The sequence below is a fragment of the Sulfitobacter sp. CB2047 genome, from assembly GCF_000735125.2.
GTDB lineage: Bacteria > Pseudomonadota > Alphaproteobacteria > Rhodobacterales > Rhodobacteraceae > Sulfitobacter > Sulfitobacter pontiacus.
The window spans coordinates 2,384,934-2,402,469 of record NZ_CP072613.1 but is presented as its reverse complement, the minus strand read 5'-3'; the positions used below and the strand labels follow the sequence as shown (position 1 = coordinate 2,402,469).

General features: G+C 62.1%; 17 protein-coding genes. 14 read left to right on the top strand and 3 right to left on the bottom strand.

Going from position 1 to position 17,536, the window contains the following annotated elements:
- The first annotated feature begins 138 nt into the window (after positions 1 to 138).
- Together betA and IV89_RS11935 are read left to right on the top strand one after the other, a co-directional pair.
- Positions 139 to 1,797 (top strand): choline dehydrogenase, encoded by a 1,659-nt coding sequence (gene betA, locus IV89_RS11940; protein ID WP_037943767.1) that lies wholly within the window; start codon positions 139 to 141, stop codon positions 1,795 to 1,797.
- 102 nt (positions 1,798 to 1,899) lie between these two features.
- Complete coding sequence (locus IV89_RS11935; RefSeq protein ID WP_051843939.1) at positions 1,900 to 2,586, top strand: thermonuclease family protein; 687 nt, start codon at positions 1,900 to 1,902, stop codon at positions 2,584 to 2,586.
- A gap of 4 nt (positions 2,587 to 2,590) precedes the next feature.
- Here the strand turns inward: IV89_RS11935 and IV89_RS11930 are convergent, their stop codons facing one another.
- Together IV89_RS11930 and IV89_RS11925 are read right to left on the bottom strand one after the other, a co-directional pair.
- Positions 2,591 to 3,991: a helix-turn-helix transcriptional regulator gene (locus IV89_RS11930; protein ID WP_037943768.1), complete on the bottom strand. Its 1,401-nt coding sequence runs from the start codon at positions 3,989 to 3,991 to the stop codon at positions 2,591 to 2,593.
- A gap of 70 nt (positions 3,992 to 4,061) precedes the next feature.
- Entirely contained in the window at positions 4,062 to 5,279 is a 1,218-nt protein-coding gene (locus IV89_RS11925; RefSeq protein ID WP_005852318.1) for a multidrug effflux MFS transporter, read from the bottom strand.
- A 178-nt stretch (positions 5,280 to 5,457) separates the two neighbouring features.
- On the opposite strand from IV89_RS11925, the gene IV89_RS11920 reads away from it, so the two are divergent.
- The 6 genes from IV89_RS11920 to IV89_RS11895 all read left to right on the top strand — a co-directional run bounded on the left by IV89_RS11920 (position 5,458) and on the right by IV89_RS11895 (position 10,863).
- Entirely contained in the window at positions 5,458 to 6,990 is a 1,533-nt protein-coding gene (locus IV89_RS11920) for an acyl-CoA carboxylase subunit beta (RefSeq protein WP_037943769.1), read from the top strand.
- A 62-nt stretch (positions 6,991 to 7,052) separates the two neighbouring features.
- A complete protein-coding gene (locus IV89_RS11915; protein WP_235183764.1) occupies positions 7,053 to 7,505 on the top strand; it encodes a DUF6497 family protein in 453 nt (150 codons plus the stop codon).
- A gap of 214 nt (positions 7,506 to 7,719) precedes the next feature.
- Positions 7,720 to 7,863, top strand: coding sequence for a hypothetical protein (locus tag IV89_RS11910; RefSeq protein WP_005852323.1), 144 nt, complete (start codon positions 7,720 to 7,722; stop codon positions 7,861 to 7,863).
- Between the two features lie 99 nt (positions 7,864 to 7,962).
- Positions 7,963 to 8,310, top strand: coding sequence for a hypothetical protein (locus IV89_RS11905; RefSeq protein WP_005852325.1), 348 nt, complete (start codon positions 7,963 to 7,965; stop codon positions 8,308 to 8,310).
- A 184-nt stretch (positions 8,311 to 8,494) separates the two neighbouring features.
- Positions 8,495 to 8,701, top strand: coding sequence for a hypothetical protein (locus IV89_RS11900; protein ID WP_037943771.1), 207 nt, complete (start codon positions 8,495 to 8,497; stop codon positions 8,699 to 8,701).
- A 116-nt stretch (positions 8,702 to 8,817) separates the two neighbouring features.
- On the top strand, positions 8,818 to 10,863 hold the full coding sequence (locus IV89_RS11895; protein WP_037943772.1) for an acetyl/propionyl/methylcrotonyl-CoA carboxylase subunit alpha: 2,046 nt from the start codon (positions 8,818 to 8,820) through the stop codon (positions 10,861 to 10,863).
- 94 nt (positions 10,864 to 10,957) lie between these two features.
- Here the strand turns inward: IV89_RS11895 and IV89_RS11890 are convergent, their stop codons facing one another.
- Positions 10,958 to 11,419: a DUF4174 domain-containing protein gene (locus IV89_RS11890; protein ID WP_037943773.1), complete on the bottom strand. Its 462-nt coding sequence runs from the start codon at positions 11,417 to 11,419 to the stop codon at positions 10,958 to 10,960.
- A 168-nt stretch (positions 11,420 to 11,587) separates the two neighbouring features.
- On the opposite strand from IV89_RS11890, the gene IV89_RS11885 reads away from it, so the two are divergent.
- From IV89_RS11885 to IV89_RS11860, 6 genes are all read left to right on the top strand, one after another.
- On the top strand, positions 11,588 to 12,517 hold the full coding sequence (locus IV89_RS11885; protein WP_037944972.1) for a hypothetical protein: 930 nt from the start codon (positions 11,588 to 11,590) through the stop codon (positions 12,515 to 12,517).
- The gene (gene scpA / locus IV89_RS11880) at positions 12,480 to 14,609 is read left to right on the top strand and encodes a methylmalonyl-CoA mutase (protein ID WP_037943775.1); all 2,130 of its coding nucleotides are present in this window, start codon (positions 12,480 to 12,482) and stop codon (positions 14,607 to 14,609) included. The genes IV89_RS11885 and scpA overlap by 38 nt, the downstream gene beginning before the upstream one ends.
- A gap of 69 nt (positions 14,610 to 14,678) precedes the next feature.
- On the top strand, positions 14,679 to 15,293 hold the full coding sequence (locus IV89_RS11875) for a VOC family protein (RefSeq protein WP_037943776.1): 615 nt from the start codon (positions 14,679 to 14,681) through the stop codon (positions 15,291 to 15,293).
- Positions 15,290 to 15,775: a GNAT family N-acetyltransferase gene (locus tag IV89_RS11870; protein ID WP_037943777.1), complete on the top strand. Its 486-nt coding sequence runs from the start codon at positions 15,290 to 15,292 to the stop codon at positions 15,773 to 15,775. Before IV89_RS11875 ends, IV89_RS11870 begins: the two co-directional genes overlap by 4 nt.
- Positions 15,776 to 15,807: 32 nt before the next feature.
- Positions 15,808 to 16,488, top strand: coding sequence for a molecular chaperone DjiA (locus IV89_RS11865; RefSeq protein ID WP_037944973.1), 681 nt, complete (start codon positions 15,808 to 15,810; stop codon positions 16,486 to 16,488).
- Positions 16,488 to 17,513: an endonuclease/exonuclease/phosphatase family protein gene (locus tag IV89_RS11860; RefSeq protein ID WP_037943778.1), complete on the top strand. Its 1,026-nt coding sequence runs from the start codon at positions 16,488 to 16,490 to the stop codon at positions 17,511 to 17,513. The genes IV89_RS11865 and IV89_RS11860 overlap by 1 nt, the downstream gene beginning before the upstream one ends.
- Positions 17,514 to 17,536 lie beyond the last annotated feature (23 nt).

Genomic DNA, 17,536 nt, shown 5'->3' with positions numbered 1-17,536 from the left:
AGGGATCGGTCTGATCCTCAAGTCACCTCGACAATGTTGGGATGCGAGTCTTGCGCGCGTCAAGGACACGCCGCGCCGGGGGCGCGGGGCCTGCGGCCTCCTTGATCCGCGCAAGACTCACGGAAGGAAGGCGATAGGATGGAAGCTGAATTTATTATCGTAGGGGCAGGCAGCGCGGGCTGCGCGATGGCGTACCGCCTGGCCACGGCAGGGCGCAAGGTGATGGTGATCGAACATGGTGGCAGCGATGCGGGCCCGTTCATCCAGATGCCGGCGGCGTTGTCCTATCCGATGAACATGAAAACCTACGACTGGGGGTTCCAGTCCGAACCCGAACCGCATTTGAACAACCGTCGTCTGGCCACCCCGCGTGGCAAGGTGATCGGCGGATCGTCGTCGATCAACGGGATGGTCTATGTGCGCGGGCACGCGATGGACTATGACCACTGGGAAGAGCAGGGGGCCGACGGCTGGGGCTATGCCGATGTGCTGCCCTATTTCAAACGCATGGAAAGCTGGCACGATGGCGGCCACGGGGGCGACCCCGACTGGCGCGGCACCGATGGTCCGCTGCATGTCAGCCGTGGCCCCCGTGAAAACCCCTTGTTCGAAGCCTTTGTCGAGGCGGGCAAACAAGCGGGCTATGAGGCGACCGACGATTATAACGGCGAGAAACAGGAAGGCTTCGGCCCGATGGAGCAGACGGTCTGGAAGGGCCGTCGCTGGTCCGCGGCCAACGCCTATCTGCGGCCCGCGCAAAAGACCGGCAACGTCGAACTCGTCCGCGCCTTGGCGCAGCGGATCGTGATCGAAGACGGTCGCGCTGTCGGGGTCGAGGTGCTGCGCGGTGGCAAGACCGAGGTGCTGCGTGCCAGCGGCGAGGTGATCGTCGCGGCGTCCTCCATCAACTCGCCCAAGCTGCTGATGTTGTCGGGCATCGGCCCTGCGGCCCATCTGGCAGAGCATGGTATCGAGGTGATCGCCGACCGCCCCGGTGTGGGCCAGAACCTGCAAGACCACCTTGAACTGTATATCCAGATGGCCGCCAGCCAGCCAATCACGCTGTACAAGCACTGGAACATCTTTTCCAAGGCCGTGATCGGCGCGCAGTGGCTGTTTACGAAAACCGGCATGGGCGCGTCGAACCAGTTTGAAAGCGCGGCCTTCATCCGGTCGAAGGCGGGGATTAAATATCCCGATATCCAGTATCACTTCCTGCCGATTGCCGTGCGCTATGACGGGCAGGCCGCCGCTGAAGGCCACGGGTTTCAGGCGCATGTGGGGCCGATGCGGTCGACCTCGCGCGGGTCTGTCACGCTGGCCTCGGGCAATCCGGCCGACGCGCCGAAGATCTTTTTCAACTACATGTCGCAAGACAAGGATTGGGAGGAATTCCGCACCTGTATTCGCCTCACCCGGGAGATCTTTGCGCAGGACGCCTTCAAACCCTTCGTCAAACACGAGATCCAGCCGGGGGCCGATGTTCAAAGCGACGAGGAACTTGATGCCTTCATCCGCGAACATGCCGAAAGCGCCTATCACCCCTGTGGCACCTGCCGCATGGGCCGCGCCGACGACCCGCAGGCGGTGGTCGATCCGCAGGGCCGTGTGATCGGGGTAGAGGGGCTGCGCGTCGCCGACAGCTCGATCTTCCCGCGGATCACCAATGGCAACCTGAACGCCCCGTCGATCATGGTGGGCGAGAAAATCTCGGACCATGTGCTGGGGCTTGATCCATTGGCGGCGGCGAATGACGCGCCCTGGATTCACCCCGACTGGGAAACCGCGCAGCGCTAAGGGACTGCCCCCTTGGTCGAGAGGCCACAAGTGTTAACGAAAGTTAACCTTAGTTAATATCTCTGGTTGATTGAGGCGTGGAAACGCCCCAATCAACGGGATATGAAAACCATCCTTCATTCATGTTTCGCCGCGGCGCTGGTCGTCGTTTTCACGCAACCCGCTGCGGCGGTCGAACCGCGCCTGACGGGCGAGATCCGGGTGATCGACGGCGATACGATCGCATTGGGTGAGACGCGGATCCGGCTTTTCGGCATCGATGCGGTGGAAGGTGACCAGCCTTGCCGTGCCTCGGATGGGCGCGTGTTGAACTGCGGCGCTTGGGTGACGGCGCAGGTGCGCGCCACATATGACGGCCAGCGGGCTGACTGCCAGCGGGTGGATACCGACCGCTATGGCCGGATTGTCGCGCGTTGTGCCGCCTTGGGGCAGGATATGGGGGAAGCTTTGGTCGCGGCGGGGCTGGCCTTTTCCTACGCGCGCTACAGCCGCGCCTATGTCGCGCGTGAAGCGGCGGCCAAGCGGGCGGGACGCGGGGTGCATGCCTATGAAACGCAGCGCCCTGATGCCTATCGCAAAGCCTCAAAAGCAGCGCCAAAGCGCGTTGCGTCATCGGGGCCGGGGGGCTGTGTGATCAAGGGCAATGTCAGCAGCAAGGGCACGCGGATCTTTCACGTGCCCGGACAGCACGACTATGACCGCACCGTGATCCGCACCGACAAGGGCGAGCGCTGGTTCTGCAGCGCGGCGCAGGCGCGTGCCGCCGGATGGAGGGCGGCCAAGCGGTAAGCGGTCAATCCACCTGATAGGGCAGCACGTCGCGCAGGTTCGGGTCCACCACCAGCTGGCGTTCCAGCGGCGGCACAGACCGCTGGTGGCAATGTTTACGCTCGCAGATACGGCAAGATATGCCGATGGGTTCAAACGCTGAGGCGCGGGTGGTGTCCATCCCGTCTGCATAGACGAGCGCGGGCGCATGGCGCACCTCGCACCCCAGCGAAATCGCATAGCGCCGCACCGGCGCGCCAAACCGCCCCGCCGGCTTCGAGATGTCCCGCGCCAGCGAGATATAGCGTACCCCGTCTGGCGTTTCGGCCAGCTGGCGCAGGAAGCGGCCCGGCGTTTCAAAGGCGCTGTGCACGTTCCACAGGGGGCAGGCTCCGCCAAACCGCGCGAATTGCAGACGGGTGGCCGAATGGCGTTTGGTGATCGTGCCTGCCTGATCCACACGGACAAAGAAGAACGGAATCCCCTTTGACCCGGGGCGTTGCAGCGTCGACAGCCGATGCGCGACCTGTTCGATCGACGCCCCGAAATCAGAGGCCAGCACCTCGAGGTCGTGGCGGCAGCTTTGGGCGCGCTCCAGAAACCGAGCGTAGGGCATCAGCGCGGCCCCGGCAAAGTAGTTCGCCAGCCCCATCTTCGCGATGTCACGGGCCGCAGGGCTGTTGAAACGCGCGAAATCCAAGGTTGCCTCAAGCAGGTCGTTCTGGCGCACAAGGGCAACCTGCAGCAGCATCTGGAACGTCTGTGTGGCCTGCGAGGCGCGGGCCGAGACGTGCAATACGCCGCTGGCCGGATCATAGCGGCGCAGGGCATCTGTCTCGTCGAAGGCGACGGTGATGCCTGCGCTGGACAGCGCCTCTAGTGTGGTTTCGCGCAGGCTTTGGCCGGTGCCGGTGTCGCGGGCGAAATACTCGGCGGCGCGGTCCACGGCATCCAGATAATTGTCGCAATAATGGAAGAAGTCGCGCACCTCTTCCCACGGGCTGGGGGAGGGGCGGGCATCTTCGCGGCCCAAGGCTTCGTCCAGATAGGCCAGCCGTTCCTGGGTCTGGCGGTGGCTTTGGTGCAGCTTGATGAACGCCCGCGCCAATCCCGGCGCGTTGGAGGCCGCAAGCTGCACATCGGCCAATGGCAGCACATCGCCCTCGAACACCGGATCAGACAGGACTTCGCGCATGTCGCTGACCAACCGTTCACTGTCCCCGCTCGACAGTTCGGTGACGTCCATCCCGAATTCAGACGCCAGTGCCAAGACGACCGTGGTGCTGACGGGTCGGTTATTATTCTCCATCTGGTTAAGGTACGGGAGGGATACGCCAAGCCGCGCGGCGAATTCTTTCTGGGTATGAGCTAGATTGGTGCGCAGCTCGCGCAGTTTTGCGCCAGCGTATAGCTTTTGGATCGCCATCGGGATGGACCTTTGCAAAGTGATCGGTTCTGCAAACCGTATCTTTGCAAACTAACGGCGGCAAGGCCCGTCAGGCGATGCCAAGCGCCCGTTCACGGCGGATCACGACCAAGATCGACGCGACGCCCGCGACGGCGGTAGCCAGCATGATCCAGAGCAGCGGATAGGCTCCGGTTTCTTCGCTCAGCAGGGCACCGGCCAAAATACTCAGCCCCGCACCACCGCCAATCATGATCGCGCCGCCAAGCCCGGATGCTGTGCCCGCCAGATGCGGGCGCACAGACAACAGGCCCGCGGTGGCGTTGGGGATGCACAGCCCGTTGCCAAGGCCCACCAGCGTCATCATCCCGAAGAACGACAGCGGCGATCCATAGCCCAGCAGGAAGATCATCATCGACACCGACCCGCCAATCGCATTGGCCAGACAGCCCCAAAGCACCAGCGTGTTGACGCCGACCACGGTCGCCTTGCGGGCCGTGATAAAGTTGCCAAGGAAATAGCCCACGGCGGGCGCGCCGAAATAGATGCCAAGCTCGGCCGGTTCCATGCCGAAAACGACGCTGCCCACAAAGGGCGCGCCGCCAAGGTAGGCAAAGAACGCACCCGAGCAGCAGGCCGCCGCCATCGAGTACCCCCAGAACCGCGGAGAGCCGAGCAGCTCGGGGTATTCGGCGAATTGCTGAGTCAGCGTGCGCCCTGACGCGACGTGGGTCTCGCCAAGGTCGAACCATGTGATCGCCAGTACCAGCGCCCCGATCCAGAACATCGCCCAGAAGGTCGCCTGCCAGCCGAAGGATTGTTCCAGCAACCCGCCCACAGCGGGGGAGATCATGGGCACCAGCGCCATGCCCATCGTGACATAGCCGATCATCGAGGCGGCTTTATCTTGGGCGAACATATCGCGCACCACTGCACGGCTCAGCACCATCGAGACGGCGACGATGGCCTGCACGCAGCGGAATGCAAGGAACACGGCCGTCGTGGGGGCGTAGATACAGCCCACCGTCGCGACCATATATATCGCCAGCCCCCACAGTAGCACATTCCGGCGGCCCAGATTATCCGAAATCGGGCCGATCAGCACCTGCAATACCGCGCTACACAGCAGATAAAGCGGCACGGAAAGTTGCATCACAGCGTAATCGGCGTCGAAATATTCAGCCATAGCGGGAAGGCTTGGCAAGAACATATTCATCGCCAGCGCCCCGATCCCCGACAGAAGGATCAGCGTGGAAATATGCGGGGGGGATGTTTTATCCAGAAAACGGACGGGGTTATCCTTGATCATTGCATATCAGTATGCCTGCGGTTGCATCTTGTCTATCCAGAACCATACGGTAACCGAACGATTTGCAAGTTTTCAATTAGCAAACAGAAGGGTGTATAGTTTTTGCAAATTTGCAAAAATGCGCTTTGGTTCGCGCGGGGGCGGCGTTACGGTGGCGGAAATCTTATAGAGGTGCGTGATGAAAGATATTCTGGAACAGCTTGAAACCCGCCGCGACGACGCCCGACTGGGCGGAGGGCAAAAGCGCATTGATGCGCAGCACGCCCGTGGCAAGCTGACCGCCCGCGAGCGGATCGACCTGTTGCTTGATGATGGGTCGTTTGAAGAATTCGATATGTTCGTTACCCACCGCTGCACCGACTTCGGGATGGAGCAGCAAAAACCCGCAGGTGACGGCGTTGTCACCGGTTGGGGCACGATCAATGGCCGTCTGGTCTATGTCTTCAGTCAGGATTTCACGGTCTTTGGCGGATCGCTGTCCCAGACCCACGCGCAGAAAATCTGCAAGATTCAGGATATGGCGATCCAGAACGGTGCGCCTGTCATCGGGATCAACGATTCCGGCGGTGCGCGTATTCAGGAAGGCGTCGACAGCCTCGCGGGTTATGCCGAGGTGTTCCAGCGCAATATCGAAGCTTCCGGTGTGATCCCGCAGATCAGCGTGATCATGGGGCCATGTGCGGGCGGGGCGGTCTATTCCCCTGCGATGACCGACTTTATCTTCATGGTGAAAGACACGTCCTATATGTTCGTGACAGGCCCTGACGTGGTCAAAACCGTGACCAACGAACAGGTCACCGCAGAAGAACTGGGCGGCGCGACGACGCACACGCGCAAATCCTCCGTCGCGGATGGCGCGTTTGAAAATGACGTCGAAGCACTGGCCGAGGTGCGTCGTCTGGTCGATTTCCTGCCCGCCAACAACCGCGACATGCCGCCTGTGCGCCCGTTCTTTGACGAACCCGACCGGATCGAGGCGTCGCTTGATACATTGGTGCCCAGCAACGCCAACACGCCCTATGACATGAAAGAGCTGATCCACAAGCTCGCGGATGAAGGCGACTTTTACGAAATTCAGGAAGACTTCGCCAAGAACATCCTGACCGGCTTTATCCGTATCGAAGGGCGCACCGTGGGTGTGGTCGCGAACCAGCCGATGGTGCTGGCGGGCTGCCTTGATATCGACAGCTCGCGCAAGGCGGCGCGGTTTGTGCGCTTCTGCGATGCGTTCGAAATTCCGATCCTGACGCTGGTGGACGTGCCCGGCTTCCTCCCCGGTACGGGGCAGGAATATGGCGGCGTGATCAAACACGGTGCCAAGCTGCTGTTCGCCTATGGCGAAGCGACGGTGCCGATGGTGACGGTCATCACCCGCAAAGCCTATGGCGGCGCGTATGACGTGATGGCGTCCAAGCACTTGCGGTCCGACTTCAACTACGCGTGGCCCACAGCCGAGATTGCCGTGATGGGGGCCAAGGGCGCAACAGAGATCATCCACCGTGCCGATCTGAACGACCCTGAAAAGATCGCACGCCATACCGCCGATTACGAAGAGCGTTTCGCGAACCCCTTTGTCGCGGCAGAGCGTGGCTTTATCGACGAGGTGATCCAGCCGCGTACCACGCGCAAGCGCATTGCCCGCGCCTTTGCCTCGTTGCGCAACAAGAAAGCCGCGATGCCTTGGAAAAAGCATAACAACATCCCGCTCTAACGTCGTTTAATCCATATCCCTCGCGGTGCCTTTGCAGGTGCCCCGAGGGGCAGGAGACCGCTTTGGTTACCGATCACCCCTCTCTTTCCGCGTCATTGCCCTTCGGGCTGCATCCAGCGGGTGCGGCACTGAAGTGGCTTGCGGTTTGCGCAGCTTTCGCCACGGCCTCTGCCGCGGCGCAGCCCGTTGAGGTGCCGTCGGGCGAAAGCATCGAATTGCAAGAGGTGCTGATAGACGAGGTGGGGGTGCAGACATGGCTGCGCTTCCGTTTTGTCGCCCCGTATATCGCGCGCGATACGGGCGCTGTGGACTTTGCGCAGGTTGGGGCCGATATGACCTATCTGTGCGACGCGCTGGCCATTCCCTACATGGCGCAACATGCGCTGGACGGAGAGGTCATCGTGATCTCTTTGGCTGATCGCGTCACGGAGTTCGGGGTGTCCGACCCCGATGCCACACAGTTTTTCGAGGCATTTCGCCTGAGCAACGACACCTGTATCTGGGAGGGCCTTTGATGCACCCACAACATCTTGCGAGCGCTGCGGCACCAGCGCGCCGAACTGCGGCTTTGGCGTCACATCTGGCCGCATTGGAAAGCACACCGTATGCAACGCCAATGAACTGCGATAATGTCGCGGCGGGGAATACCGACGTATTTCTTACTTTAACATCGGGGTCTGATTGGCATGAGGCAGTGCCGGGCCCTTTAAACAGTGACAGGAGACTTAGATGTCCAAGAGCATCACAATGCTGGCCGCATTCGGCCTTATCGCAGCCGTTGCGGCATGCGCACCCAAACAGCAAGAAGAATATGTCGTGGTCGCACCCGAGCCCATCTCGGTTGAGCCCGTGTACACAGGCAAGTACAAGTAATGCTTGTCGGGGACAGGCCTCTGCGCCTGTCTCCAACCCATCTGCGGCATGTAACGCAGGGGTAGCACCGCGCATCGCCCTCGCAGTCTGGGGGGTATCATGCTGAAACATCGCGGTTTTCCGGGGCGTATGCCCGGATCAGACTATCAATTCGTTATCCGTCGCGCCAATCCGCGTGGGGTCACCCCGCTGACCCGTCGCGAACGCCGTTCCGACCGCAAGGCGGCGGACCGTCGCGTTGACACGGCCTTTATGCGCGCGCTGTGGGAAGCCTTTGGCGACCAGCCGTTCGAAAGGGGCAATCTGGACGCGGGCCGTTTGTCTTGGCTCTTTGGCCGCGAGGTCGTCGCGGTAGACGACCCCTTTGATCCAGCCGACTATGACGCGATGCTGGTCATCAACGAAGCCCTTGCCCGGGCGTCTTTCCCCGACGCGTTCGAGGATTGATCATGCGCGTCGCCCCCTTCCGTTCGGCTGGTTTTCGCCACGTGCATGGCGTGTTGGGCGGTAATTTGCCCGTGGGGGCAGGGGCGCGCGCCGTTATTCAAACCGCGGTGGAACCTTCTGCGAAACCATGCGTTTATCAGTATCACATCGCGAATAACGCACGATCAATAAAAGGTTTAATCCCATGTCCATCAAAACAATTCTTCTCGCCGTTACTGCGTCCGCTGGCCTCGCTGCATGCGGTGACACACTGGGCGAACAAGCGCTCGGCGGTGGTGTCGTGGGTGCCGGTGCTGCAGCCGTTACAGGCGGTAGCCTCGCGCAAGGCGCGGCAATCGGTGCCGGCGCAAACGTACTGGCGTGCCAATCCGGCGCAGTACGCTGCCAATAATCTGACATCTGCCGCGGCCTCGGGTCGCGGTAGCTGCATTGCCAAAGATTTTGCCCCGCTCAGCCGCGTGCTGATGCGGGGTTTTTCCGTTCACTCAAGACCAAAAGGGACAGTCGATGTTCAATAAGATCCTGATCGCCAACCGCGGCGAGATTGCCTGCCGCGTTATCAAGACCGCCAAGAAGATGGGCATCGAAACCGTCGCCGTCTATTCCGACGCTGATGCGCAGGCGTTGCACGTCCAGATGGCCGATGAGGCGATTCACATCGGCCGGCCTGCCGCGAACCAGTCGTATATCGTGATCGACAAGATCATGGACGCGATCAAGCAGTCGGGCGCGCAGGCCGTACACCCGGGCTATGGCTTCCTGTCCGAGAACGCGAAATTCGCCGAGGCGCTCGAGGCCGCTGGCGTCGCCTTTGTCGGCCCCCCTAAGGGCGCGATCGAGAAGATGGGCGACAAGATCACCTCCAAGAAAATCGCGCAGGAGGCCGGTGTTTCCACGGTCCCCGGCTACATGGGGCTGATCGAAGACGCGGACGAGGCGGTGAAGATCTCGAACGAAATCGGCTATCCGGTGATGCTGAAAGCCTCTGCCGGTGGGGGCGGCAAGGGGATGCGTATCGCGTGGAACGACGAAGAGGCCCGCGAGGGGTTCCAGTCGTCCAAGAACGAGGCGGCCAATAGCTTTGGCGATGATCGTATCTTTATTGAGAAATTCGTCACCCAGCCGCGCCACATCGAAATTCAGGTGCTTTGCGACGCCCACGGCAACGGTATCTATCTGGGCGAACGCGAATGTTCGATCCAGCGCCGCAACCAGAAGGTCGTGGAAGAGGCCCCGTCGCCTTTCCTTGACGAAGCCACCCGCAAAGCCATGGGCGAGCAATCCGTCGCCTTGGCGCAGGCCGTTGGCTATACCTCTGCCGGTACGGTCGAATTCATCGTGGACGGCGACAAGAACTTCTACTTCCTTGAAATGAACACCCGTCTTCAGGTGGAACACCCCGTGACCGAGCTGATCACCGGTGTCGATCTGGTCGAACAGATGATCCGCGTGGCCAATGGCGAAAAGCTGACCATCACCCAAGATGACGTGAAACTCACCGGTTGGGCGATCGAAAACCGGCTTTATGCCGAAGATCCTTACCGCGGCTTCCTGCCCTCCATCGGGCGTCTGACGCGCTACCGCCCTCCGATGGAGATCGCGGCGGGCCCCTTGCTGACCAACGACAAATGGCAGGGCGATGCGCCCGCGGGTGACACGGCTGTGCGCAACGATACCGGCGTCTACGAGGGCGGCGAAATCTCAATGTATTACGACCCGATGATCGCCAAGCTGTGTACATGGGCACCGACCCGCGCCGAGGCGATTGAACGCATGCGCGTGGCGCTGGATAGCTTCGAGGTCGAAGGCATCGGGCACAACCTGCCGTTCCTCTCTGCCGTGATGGATCACCCGATCTTTGTCGAAGGCAACATGACCACCGCCTTTATCGCCGAACAATACCCCGACGGCTTCGACGGGGTAGAGCTGCCCGAGGCCGAACTGCGCCGGATCGCGGCGGCCACCGCAGCCATGCACCGCGTCGGAGAGATCCGCCGGACACGCGTGTCGGGCCGCATGGACAACCACGAACGCAAGGTCGGCACCGCCTGGAACGTCGCGCTGCAAGGCCAGTCGTTCGATGTGGAAATTCAGGCCGACCCAAAGGGCGCGACGGTGACCTTCGACGACGGCACAGCGCTGCGCGTCGCGGGCGACTGGACACCGGGCGACCAACTGGCCGAGATGACCATCGATGACGCACCGCTGGTGTTCAAGGTCGGCAAAATCTCTGGCGGGTTCCGCGTGCGGGCCCGTGGCGCGGATATGAAAGTGCATGTGCGCAACCCGCGTCAGGCCGAACTGGCCCGTCTGATGCCCGAGAAACTGCCGCCCGACACATCGAAAATGCTGCTGTGCCCCATGCCGGGTCTGGTGGTGAAAATCGATGTAGAGGTCGGCGACGAGGTGCAGGAAGGCCAGAACCTCTGCACCATCGAGGCGATGAAGATGGAAAACATCCTGCGCGCCGAGAAGAAGGGCAAAGTGTCCAAAGTCAATGCCGCAGCGGGTGACAGCCTCGCTGTGGATGATGTCATCATCGAGTTCGAATAAGCGCCATGCCAGCCGTTGCCATCATGGGATACAACACGGCGCTGCGGGGGATCCCTTCGCAGCACCGGCCCATATTGCAGCGGCTGCCGGCTGTTCAGTCGAAGATTTTACCTGACTTTTCCTTGGCTTCGCGAATTTCGCGTTGCCGGATGGTCATTTTATCGATGCTGCGGGTGATCTCGCGCACATCCCAGGGGCGGGGCTTGCGCAGCTTGATCCCGCCGTCTTTGCCCACCAGCACCAACATGAACCCGCGCGGCCGCATCCGCAGCCGCAACGGGCTGCGCGCGCCCGGATCGGTATCGGTCAGGACAATCACGTCACGTTCGATCAGGTCTTCGGGCTGCTCGCGCAAAAGCTCCATCTGGGATTGGAAGGCGGGGTCATCCTCGCTGTCCGCAAAGACCAGAACCGGTCTTTTTTTCCAGTGGAATTCACTCAAATCTTCCATATCTGCGGGCAGGAACAACGCGGGAACCTCGGGGTCCGTGGCCGTTTGCGCCCCCGCCGAGACCGCAAACAATCCTGCAAAAACAAGGGCTATCACTGGTTTCATTTTGTCTCCTGTCCGTACAGATATAAGCTTGCGCGACGCAATTGCGATGCACAACCGGACATCTGCGCATATTAAGCACTCTGCAACAGGTTTGCGGGCATGACTGTGGCTCAAACTCTTAGTGGGCCACAGTGGCTGGCCCCCGTTCAAGGATTGGGCAAGCAGATCATGGATATTCTTCTTCACGTCGGTGCACACCGTACAGGAACCACCAGTTTTCAACGCTATCTGGCGGATCACGCCGATCCGATTGCGGCGCAGGGCACCTGCGTCTGGGGGCCACGCCAGACCCGTGGCGGGCTGTTTGCGGGGCTGTTTCCGGCGTCGGGAATGCTGGCCTCGGGGCCGAATTTGGTAAACGGGCGCGTGTCGCTGCTGATGGGCAAGGCGCGGGACCTCGGGGCGGATCAACTGCTGATCTCGGACGAGAATATGATCGGCTCGGCGCGTCATTCGGTGCGCAGCGGGCGGCTGTTTCCGGCCATCGGCGAACGTATGGCGCGGTTCGGGGCCAGCTTTGGCGGGCGCGTGACGCAGGTGGTGCTGACCATCCGGCAGACGGACCATTGGTGGGCCTCTGCGCTGGCCTATACCGTGGGGCGCGGGCATCCCGTACCGGATGCCGACCAGATTGACCGCATCGCCCATGACCGGCGCGGCTGGCGCGATGTCATCACCGATCTTGCCTGCGCCTTGCCCGAGGCGAAGATCAGCATCGCCCGCTATGACGATTACGCGGGCCGCCCCGATGCGCTGTTCACGCAGCTCACCGGTCGTGCTGCCCCCGCCACCACCCAAGGCTATTGGCTGAACCGCCGCCCGGACGAGGCGAGCCTGCGCGCGCAGATGGGCCCCGACGCGGCAGGGCTGCGCAGCGACGGGCTGGGCAACTGGCACCCCTTTAGCGACGCGCAGGCCGCAGCCTTGCGTGAAACCTATGCGGACGATCTGTTCTGGCTGACAGCCGGCGCGGATGGTCTTGCCACCCTGACAGAGACATCAACCGCCCCAAGAGCCGGCACAAGCTGGCCAGACGGCGATAGAAGAAAAGGACACCACCATGACAGCGGACAAAGAAAACTGGCGCAATCTGGCTGAGGCGGAACTGCGCGGGCGTAGCCTCGATGACCTGACGTGGCACACGCTGGAAGGCATTGATGTCAAACCGCTTTACACCGCGGAAGACACCGAAGGACTGGACCATCTGGGCGGCATCCCCGGCGAGGCACCCTTTACCCGCGGGGTGAAGGCGACCATGTACGCCGGCCGCCCGTGGACGATCCGCCAATATGCGGGTTTCTCTACGGCAGAGGAATCGAACGCCTTTTACCGCCGCGCCCTTGCGGCGGGGCAGCAGGGGGTGTCGGTGGCCTTCGATCTGGCCACCCACCGCGGCTATGACAGCGACCACCCCCGCGTCGAGGGCGACGTGGGCAAGGCGGGCGTGGCCATCGACAGCGTCGAGGATATGAAGATCCTGTTCGACGGCATCCCGCTCGACAAAGTGTCGGTCTCCATGACGATGAACGGCGCGGTGATCCCGATCCTGGCGAATTTCATCGTCGCGGGCGAAGAGCAGGGGCATGATAAATCCGTGCTCTCGGGCACCATTCAGAACGACATTCTGAAAGAGTTCATGGTCCGCAACACCTATATCTATCCGCCCGAGCCCTCGATGCGGATCATCGGGGATATCATCGAATATACCTCGGACCACATGCCGAAATTCAACTCCATCTCGATCTCGGGCTACCACATGCAAGAGGCGGGGGCGAACCTTGTGCAGGAACTGGCCTTTACCCTTGCCGATGGCCGCGAATATGTGCGCACGGCGATTGCCGCGGGCATGGATGTGGACCGGTTTGCACCCCGGCTGAGCTTCTTTTTCTGCATCGGCATGAACTTCTTTATGGAGGCCGCGAAACTGCGCGCGGCGCGTCTGCTGTGGTCGCGGATCATGGATGAATTCAAACCGAAGAACCCCAAATCCTCGATGCTGCGGACCCACTGCCAGACCTCCGGCGTGAGCCTTCAGGAACAAGACCCCTATAACAACGTGATCCGCACCGCCTACGAGGCGATGAGCGCGGTTCTGGGCGGCACGCAGTCGCTGCACACCAACGCGCTGGACGAGGCGATTGCCCTGCCCACCGATTTCTCCTCGCGCATTGCGCGCAACACGCAGTTGATTTTGCAAGAAGAAACCGGCGTCACCAATGTCGTCGACCCGCTGGCCGGCAGCTACTATGTCGAGAAGCTGACCGCCGATCTGGCAGACGCCGCATGGAAGCTGATCGAAGAGGTGGAAGAACTGGGCGGGATGACCAAGGCCGTCGCCTCCGGCATGCCGAAACTGCGCATCGAAGAGGCCGCCGCCACGCGTCAGGCCAAGATCGACCGCGGCACCGAGGTGATCGTCGGGGTCAACAAATACCGCCGCGAGGTCGAGGACGAGATCGACATTCTGGATGTCGATAACGTCAAGGTGCGCGACAGCCAGATCAAACGTCTTGAAGCGATCCGTAGCGCGCGTGACGAAGACGCCTGCAAAGCCGCCCTGGCCGAGCTGACCCGCCGCGCCGCAGAGGGCGGAAACCTGTTGGAAGGGGCGGTCGAAGCCGCCCGCGCCCGCGCCACCGTAGGGGAGATCAGCATGGCGATGGAAGAAAAATTCGGACGTCACCGCGCCGAGGTCAAGACATTGGCCGGCGTCTATGGCGCGGCCTATGAGGGCGACAGCGGCTTTGCGGAAATCCAGAAATCGGTCGAGGATTTCGCCGAAGCCGAAGGCCGCCGTCCGCGTATGCTGGTGGTCAAGATGGGTCAGGACGGGCACGACCGCGGGGCCAAGGTCATTGCGACCGCCTTTGCCGATATCGGGTTCGACGTGGATGTGGGGCCGCTGTTCCAGACCCCCGCCGAGGCCGCGCAGGATGCCGTGGACAACGACGTGCATGTCATCGGCATCTCGTCCCAGGCGGCGGGTCACAAAACGCTCGCCCCGCAGTTGATCAAGGCGCTGAAGGATCAGGGGGCCGAGGATATTCTGGTCATCTGCGGCGGGGTCATTCCGCAGCAGGATTACAAGTTCCTCAAAGATGCGGGGGTCAAGGCGATCTTCGGGCCTGGGACAAATATCCCCAATGCCGCGCAGGATATCCTGAAACTGATCCGTGCCGCACGCAGCTAAACGGGCGCGAGGGGGCTGTCTGCCCCCTCACACTCCCCCGAGGATTTGAACCATCTGGAAGCAGGACCAATGATCGAACTGGACCATCTTGCCGTCGCGGGCGAGAGCTTGGATGCCGCGTCTGACCTGGCCGCGCAAGTGCTTGGGGTGCCGTTGCAGCCGGGTGGCGCACATGCGGTGTTTGGCACGCATAACCACCTGCTGGGGCTTGCCGATGCGCTTTATCTGGAGGCGATTGCCGTAGACCCCGACGCGCCTGCGCCTGCCTATGCGCGCTGGTTTGATCTGGACCGGTTCAACGGCCCGGCGCGGCTGTCCAACTGGATTTGCCGCTGCGATGATCTTGACGCGACGCTGGAAGCTTTGCCCGAAGGCTACGGCGCGCCGGTGGCGTTGCAGCGCGGGGATCTGCGCTGGCGTATGGCGGTGCCGGACACCGGTATGCTGCCCTATGACAATTGCGCCCCTGCCTTGATGCAATGGGAGGGGGAAGCCCATCCGACCCAGCGGCTTGATGACTCTGGCTGTCGTTTGGTGACATTGACGGTCCAGCACCCGCAGGCAGAGACGTTGGCGGCAGCGCTTGCCCCGGTCTTCACCGATGCGCGCGTCGTGTTCGAGGTCGGGACACCGGCGCTGTCTGCCCGTTTTGACACGCCTGCGGGCTGTGCTGTGCTGGCGTGATCATCCGACCTGCAAAGGGCAGTGACGCCGGTGTGGTGGCGGCCCTGTGGAATGTGATGATCACGCAAACGCTGTTCACCTTCACGTCGCAGCCCAAAACCGGTTCAGAGGTCGAGGCGCTGATCGCCGGTCGCGCGGGGCAGTTCTGGGTGGCCCACGCGGAGGGTGTCGCCGGTTTCATCACCTACGGGGCCTTTCGCAGTGGGGTGGGGTATCGCGATGCGGTGGAGCATTCGATCGTGCTGGATGCCGCAGCACAGGGCGCGGGTGCCGGCCGTGCCTTGATGCAAACCGCCTGTGATGCGGCCGTCGCACAGGGGCGGCGCGTCATGGTGGCGGCGATCAGCGGGGCCAATCCCGGTGCCGTCGGCTTTCATGCAGCGCTCGGGTTTGACCACGTGGGCAGGATGCCGCGCATCGGGCAGAAGAACGGGCAGCAGCTTGACCTAATTTTGATGCAGAAAATGCTGACGCCCCGCTGACTTCCCCGGCGCTGCCCCGTATGGTGGGCGTCATGTCTATTTGGTCTCGCATCACCGAAGCTTTGTCAGCGCTCACCGCCGGTGAGGGGCTGTCGGCTGTTTTCGACCGTCTGCGCACCCCGCCAGAGCGGTCGGTGGCCTTTACCATTGCGGTGATCGCGCTTGGGGCCAAGATGGCCAAGGCCGACGGGCAGGTGACCCGCGACGAAGTTACCGCCTTTCGCGAAGTGTTCCAGATTGCCGAGGCCGACCAGCAGGGGGCGGCGCGGGTGTTCAATCTAGCACGGCACGATGTGGCCGGGTTCGAGGATTACGCCGCGCGCATTGCGCAGATGTTCGCGGACCAGCCCGAGACGTTGCATGACCTGATCGAAGGGTTGTTCCACATTGCCATGGCCGACGGCATGTACCACCCGAACGAGGATGCGTTTCTGGTGCGGGTGGCGCAGATCTTCGCGATGGATGACAGCGATTTTGCCTCGCTTCGGGCGCGGTTCGTGCCCGATACCTCGCCGCTGCCCCATGCGGTTCTGGGCATTCCGCCCGATGCCTCGCTTGAAGAGGGGCGCGCGGCCTGGCGCAAACTGGTGCGGGCCAATCACCCCGACGCTCTGGTCGCCCGTGGCCTGCCACAAGAGGCCATCGCCATGGCCGAAAAACGCATGATCGACATCAACCGCGCGTGGGAGACCTGGTCAGGCAAGGCACAGTAATGCGGATCGCGACCTATAACGTTGAATGGTTCACGGGTCTGTTCGACGATGAGGATCAACTGTTGCTGGATGACGGGTGGTCGGCGCGCCACAATATCACCCGTGCGCAGCAGGCGCAGGCTTTGGGCACCGTGTTTCGGGCGATGGATGCCGATGCTGTGATGGTGATCGAGGCCCCAGACCAAAGCCGAAAACGCGGCACCGTGGCCGCATTGGAACGCTTTGCCGCGCATTTCGATCTGCGCACCCGCAAGGCGGTGATCGGCTTTGCCAATGACACGCAGCAGGAAATCGCGCTGTTGTTCGATCCCGACCGGCTGTCGGCCACCCATGCGCCCGGTGGTGCGGTCGGGCAGGGGGATGCGCCGCGCTTTGACGGGACGTTGGACATTGATCTGGATATCGACGCGCGCGAGGATCATGTCGTCTTTTCCAAACCGCCACTCGAGCTGGATATCGTTACCCGCGAAGGGGTGGCGTTTCACATGATCGGCGCGCATCTGAAATCCAAGGCCCCCCATGGGGCCAAGACGCCGCAGGATGCGCTGCGCATCGGCATCGCCAACCGGCGCAAGCAGTTGGCGCAGGCGATCTGGCTGCGTCGGCGGATCGATGCGCAGCTGGACGATGACACGCCGCTGATGGTCTTGGGCGATCTGAACGACGGGCCGGGCCTGGACAGTTTCGAGGATCTTTTTGGGCGGTCCTCGGTCGAGATTGTGATGGGCCACCGGCAGGATCGCGCGCTCGTCGATCCCCATGCGACCCGCGCCTTGGGCCAGCGGATCGGGGCGATGCCCACCACGTCACGCTTCTGGATCGCGCCTGAAAAACGCTATCTGCAGGCGCTGCTGGATTACATCATGATCAGCCCGGCCCTGACCGCGCATCGGCCGCAATGGCGCATCTGGCACCCGTTGGACGACCCGGAATGCTGGGGGGATGCCGCCTTGCGCGACGCCTTGATCACGGCGTCGGATCACTTTCCGGTGACGATTGATCTGGACCTGACGACGCGCCTTTAATCCCGCTTTCATCACAAGATGAA

Bases quoted from the DNA above. Each gene is read 5' to 3' on its own strand.
- betA (WP_037943767.1), top strand. From the start codon at position 139: ATGGAAGCTGAATTTATTATCGTAGGGGCAGGCAGCGCGGGCTGCGCG.
- IV89_RS11935 (WP_051843939.1), top strand. From the start codon at position 1,900: ATGAAAACCATCCTTCATTCATGTTTCGCCGCGGCGCTGGTCGTCGTT.
- IV89_RS11930 (WP_037943768.1), bottom strand. From the start codon at position 3,991: ATGGCGATCCAAAAGCTATACGCTGGCGCAAAACTGCGCGAGCTGCGC.
- IV89_RS11925 (WP_005852318.1), bottom strand. From the start codon at position 5,279: ATGATCAAGGATAACCCCGTCCGTTTTCTGGATAAAACATCCCCCCCG.
- IV89_RS11920 (WP_037943769.1), top strand. From the start codon at position 5,458: ATGAAAGATATTCTGGAACAGCTTGAAACCCGCCGCGACGACGCCCGA.
- IV89_RS11910 (WP_005852323.1), top strand. From the start codon at position 7,720: ATGTCCAAGAGCATCACAATGCTGGCCGCATTCGGCCTTATCGCAGCC.
- IV89_RS11905 (WP_005852325.1), top strand. From the start codon at position 7,963: ATGCTGAAACATCGCGGTTTTCCGGGGCGTATGCCCGGATCAGACTAT.
- IV89_RS11900 (WP_037943771.1), top strand. From the start codon at position 8,495: ATGTCCATCAAAACAATTCTTCTCGCCGTTACTGCGTCCGCTGGCCTC.
- IV89_RS11895 (WP_037943772.1), top strand. From the start codon at position 8,818: ATGTTCAATAAGATCCTGATCGCCAACCGCGGCGAGATTGCCTGCCGC.
- IV89_RS11890 (WP_037943773.1), bottom strand. From the start codon at position 11,419: ATGAAACCAGTGATAGCCCTTGTTTTTGCAGGATTGTTTGCGGTCTCG.
- IV89_RS11885 (WP_037944972.1), top strand. From the start codon at position 11,588: ATGGATATTCTTCTTCACGTCGGTGCACACCGTACAGGAACCACCAGT.
- scpA (WP_037943775.1), top strand. From the start codon at position 12,480: ATGACAGCGGACAAAGAAAACTGGCGCAATCTGGCTGAGGCGGAACTG.
- IV89_RS11875 (WP_037943776.1), top strand. From the start codon at position 14,679: ATGATCGAACTGGACCATCTTGCCGTCGCGGGCGAGAGCTTGGATGCC.
- IV89_RS11865 (WP_037944973.1), top strand. From the start codon at position 15,808: ATGTCTATTTGGTCTCGCATCACCGAAGCTTTGTCAGCGCTCACCGCC.
- IV89_RS11860 (WP_037943778.1), top strand. From the start codon at position 16,488: ATGCGGATCGCGACCTATAACGTTGAATGGTTCACGGGTCTGTTCGAC.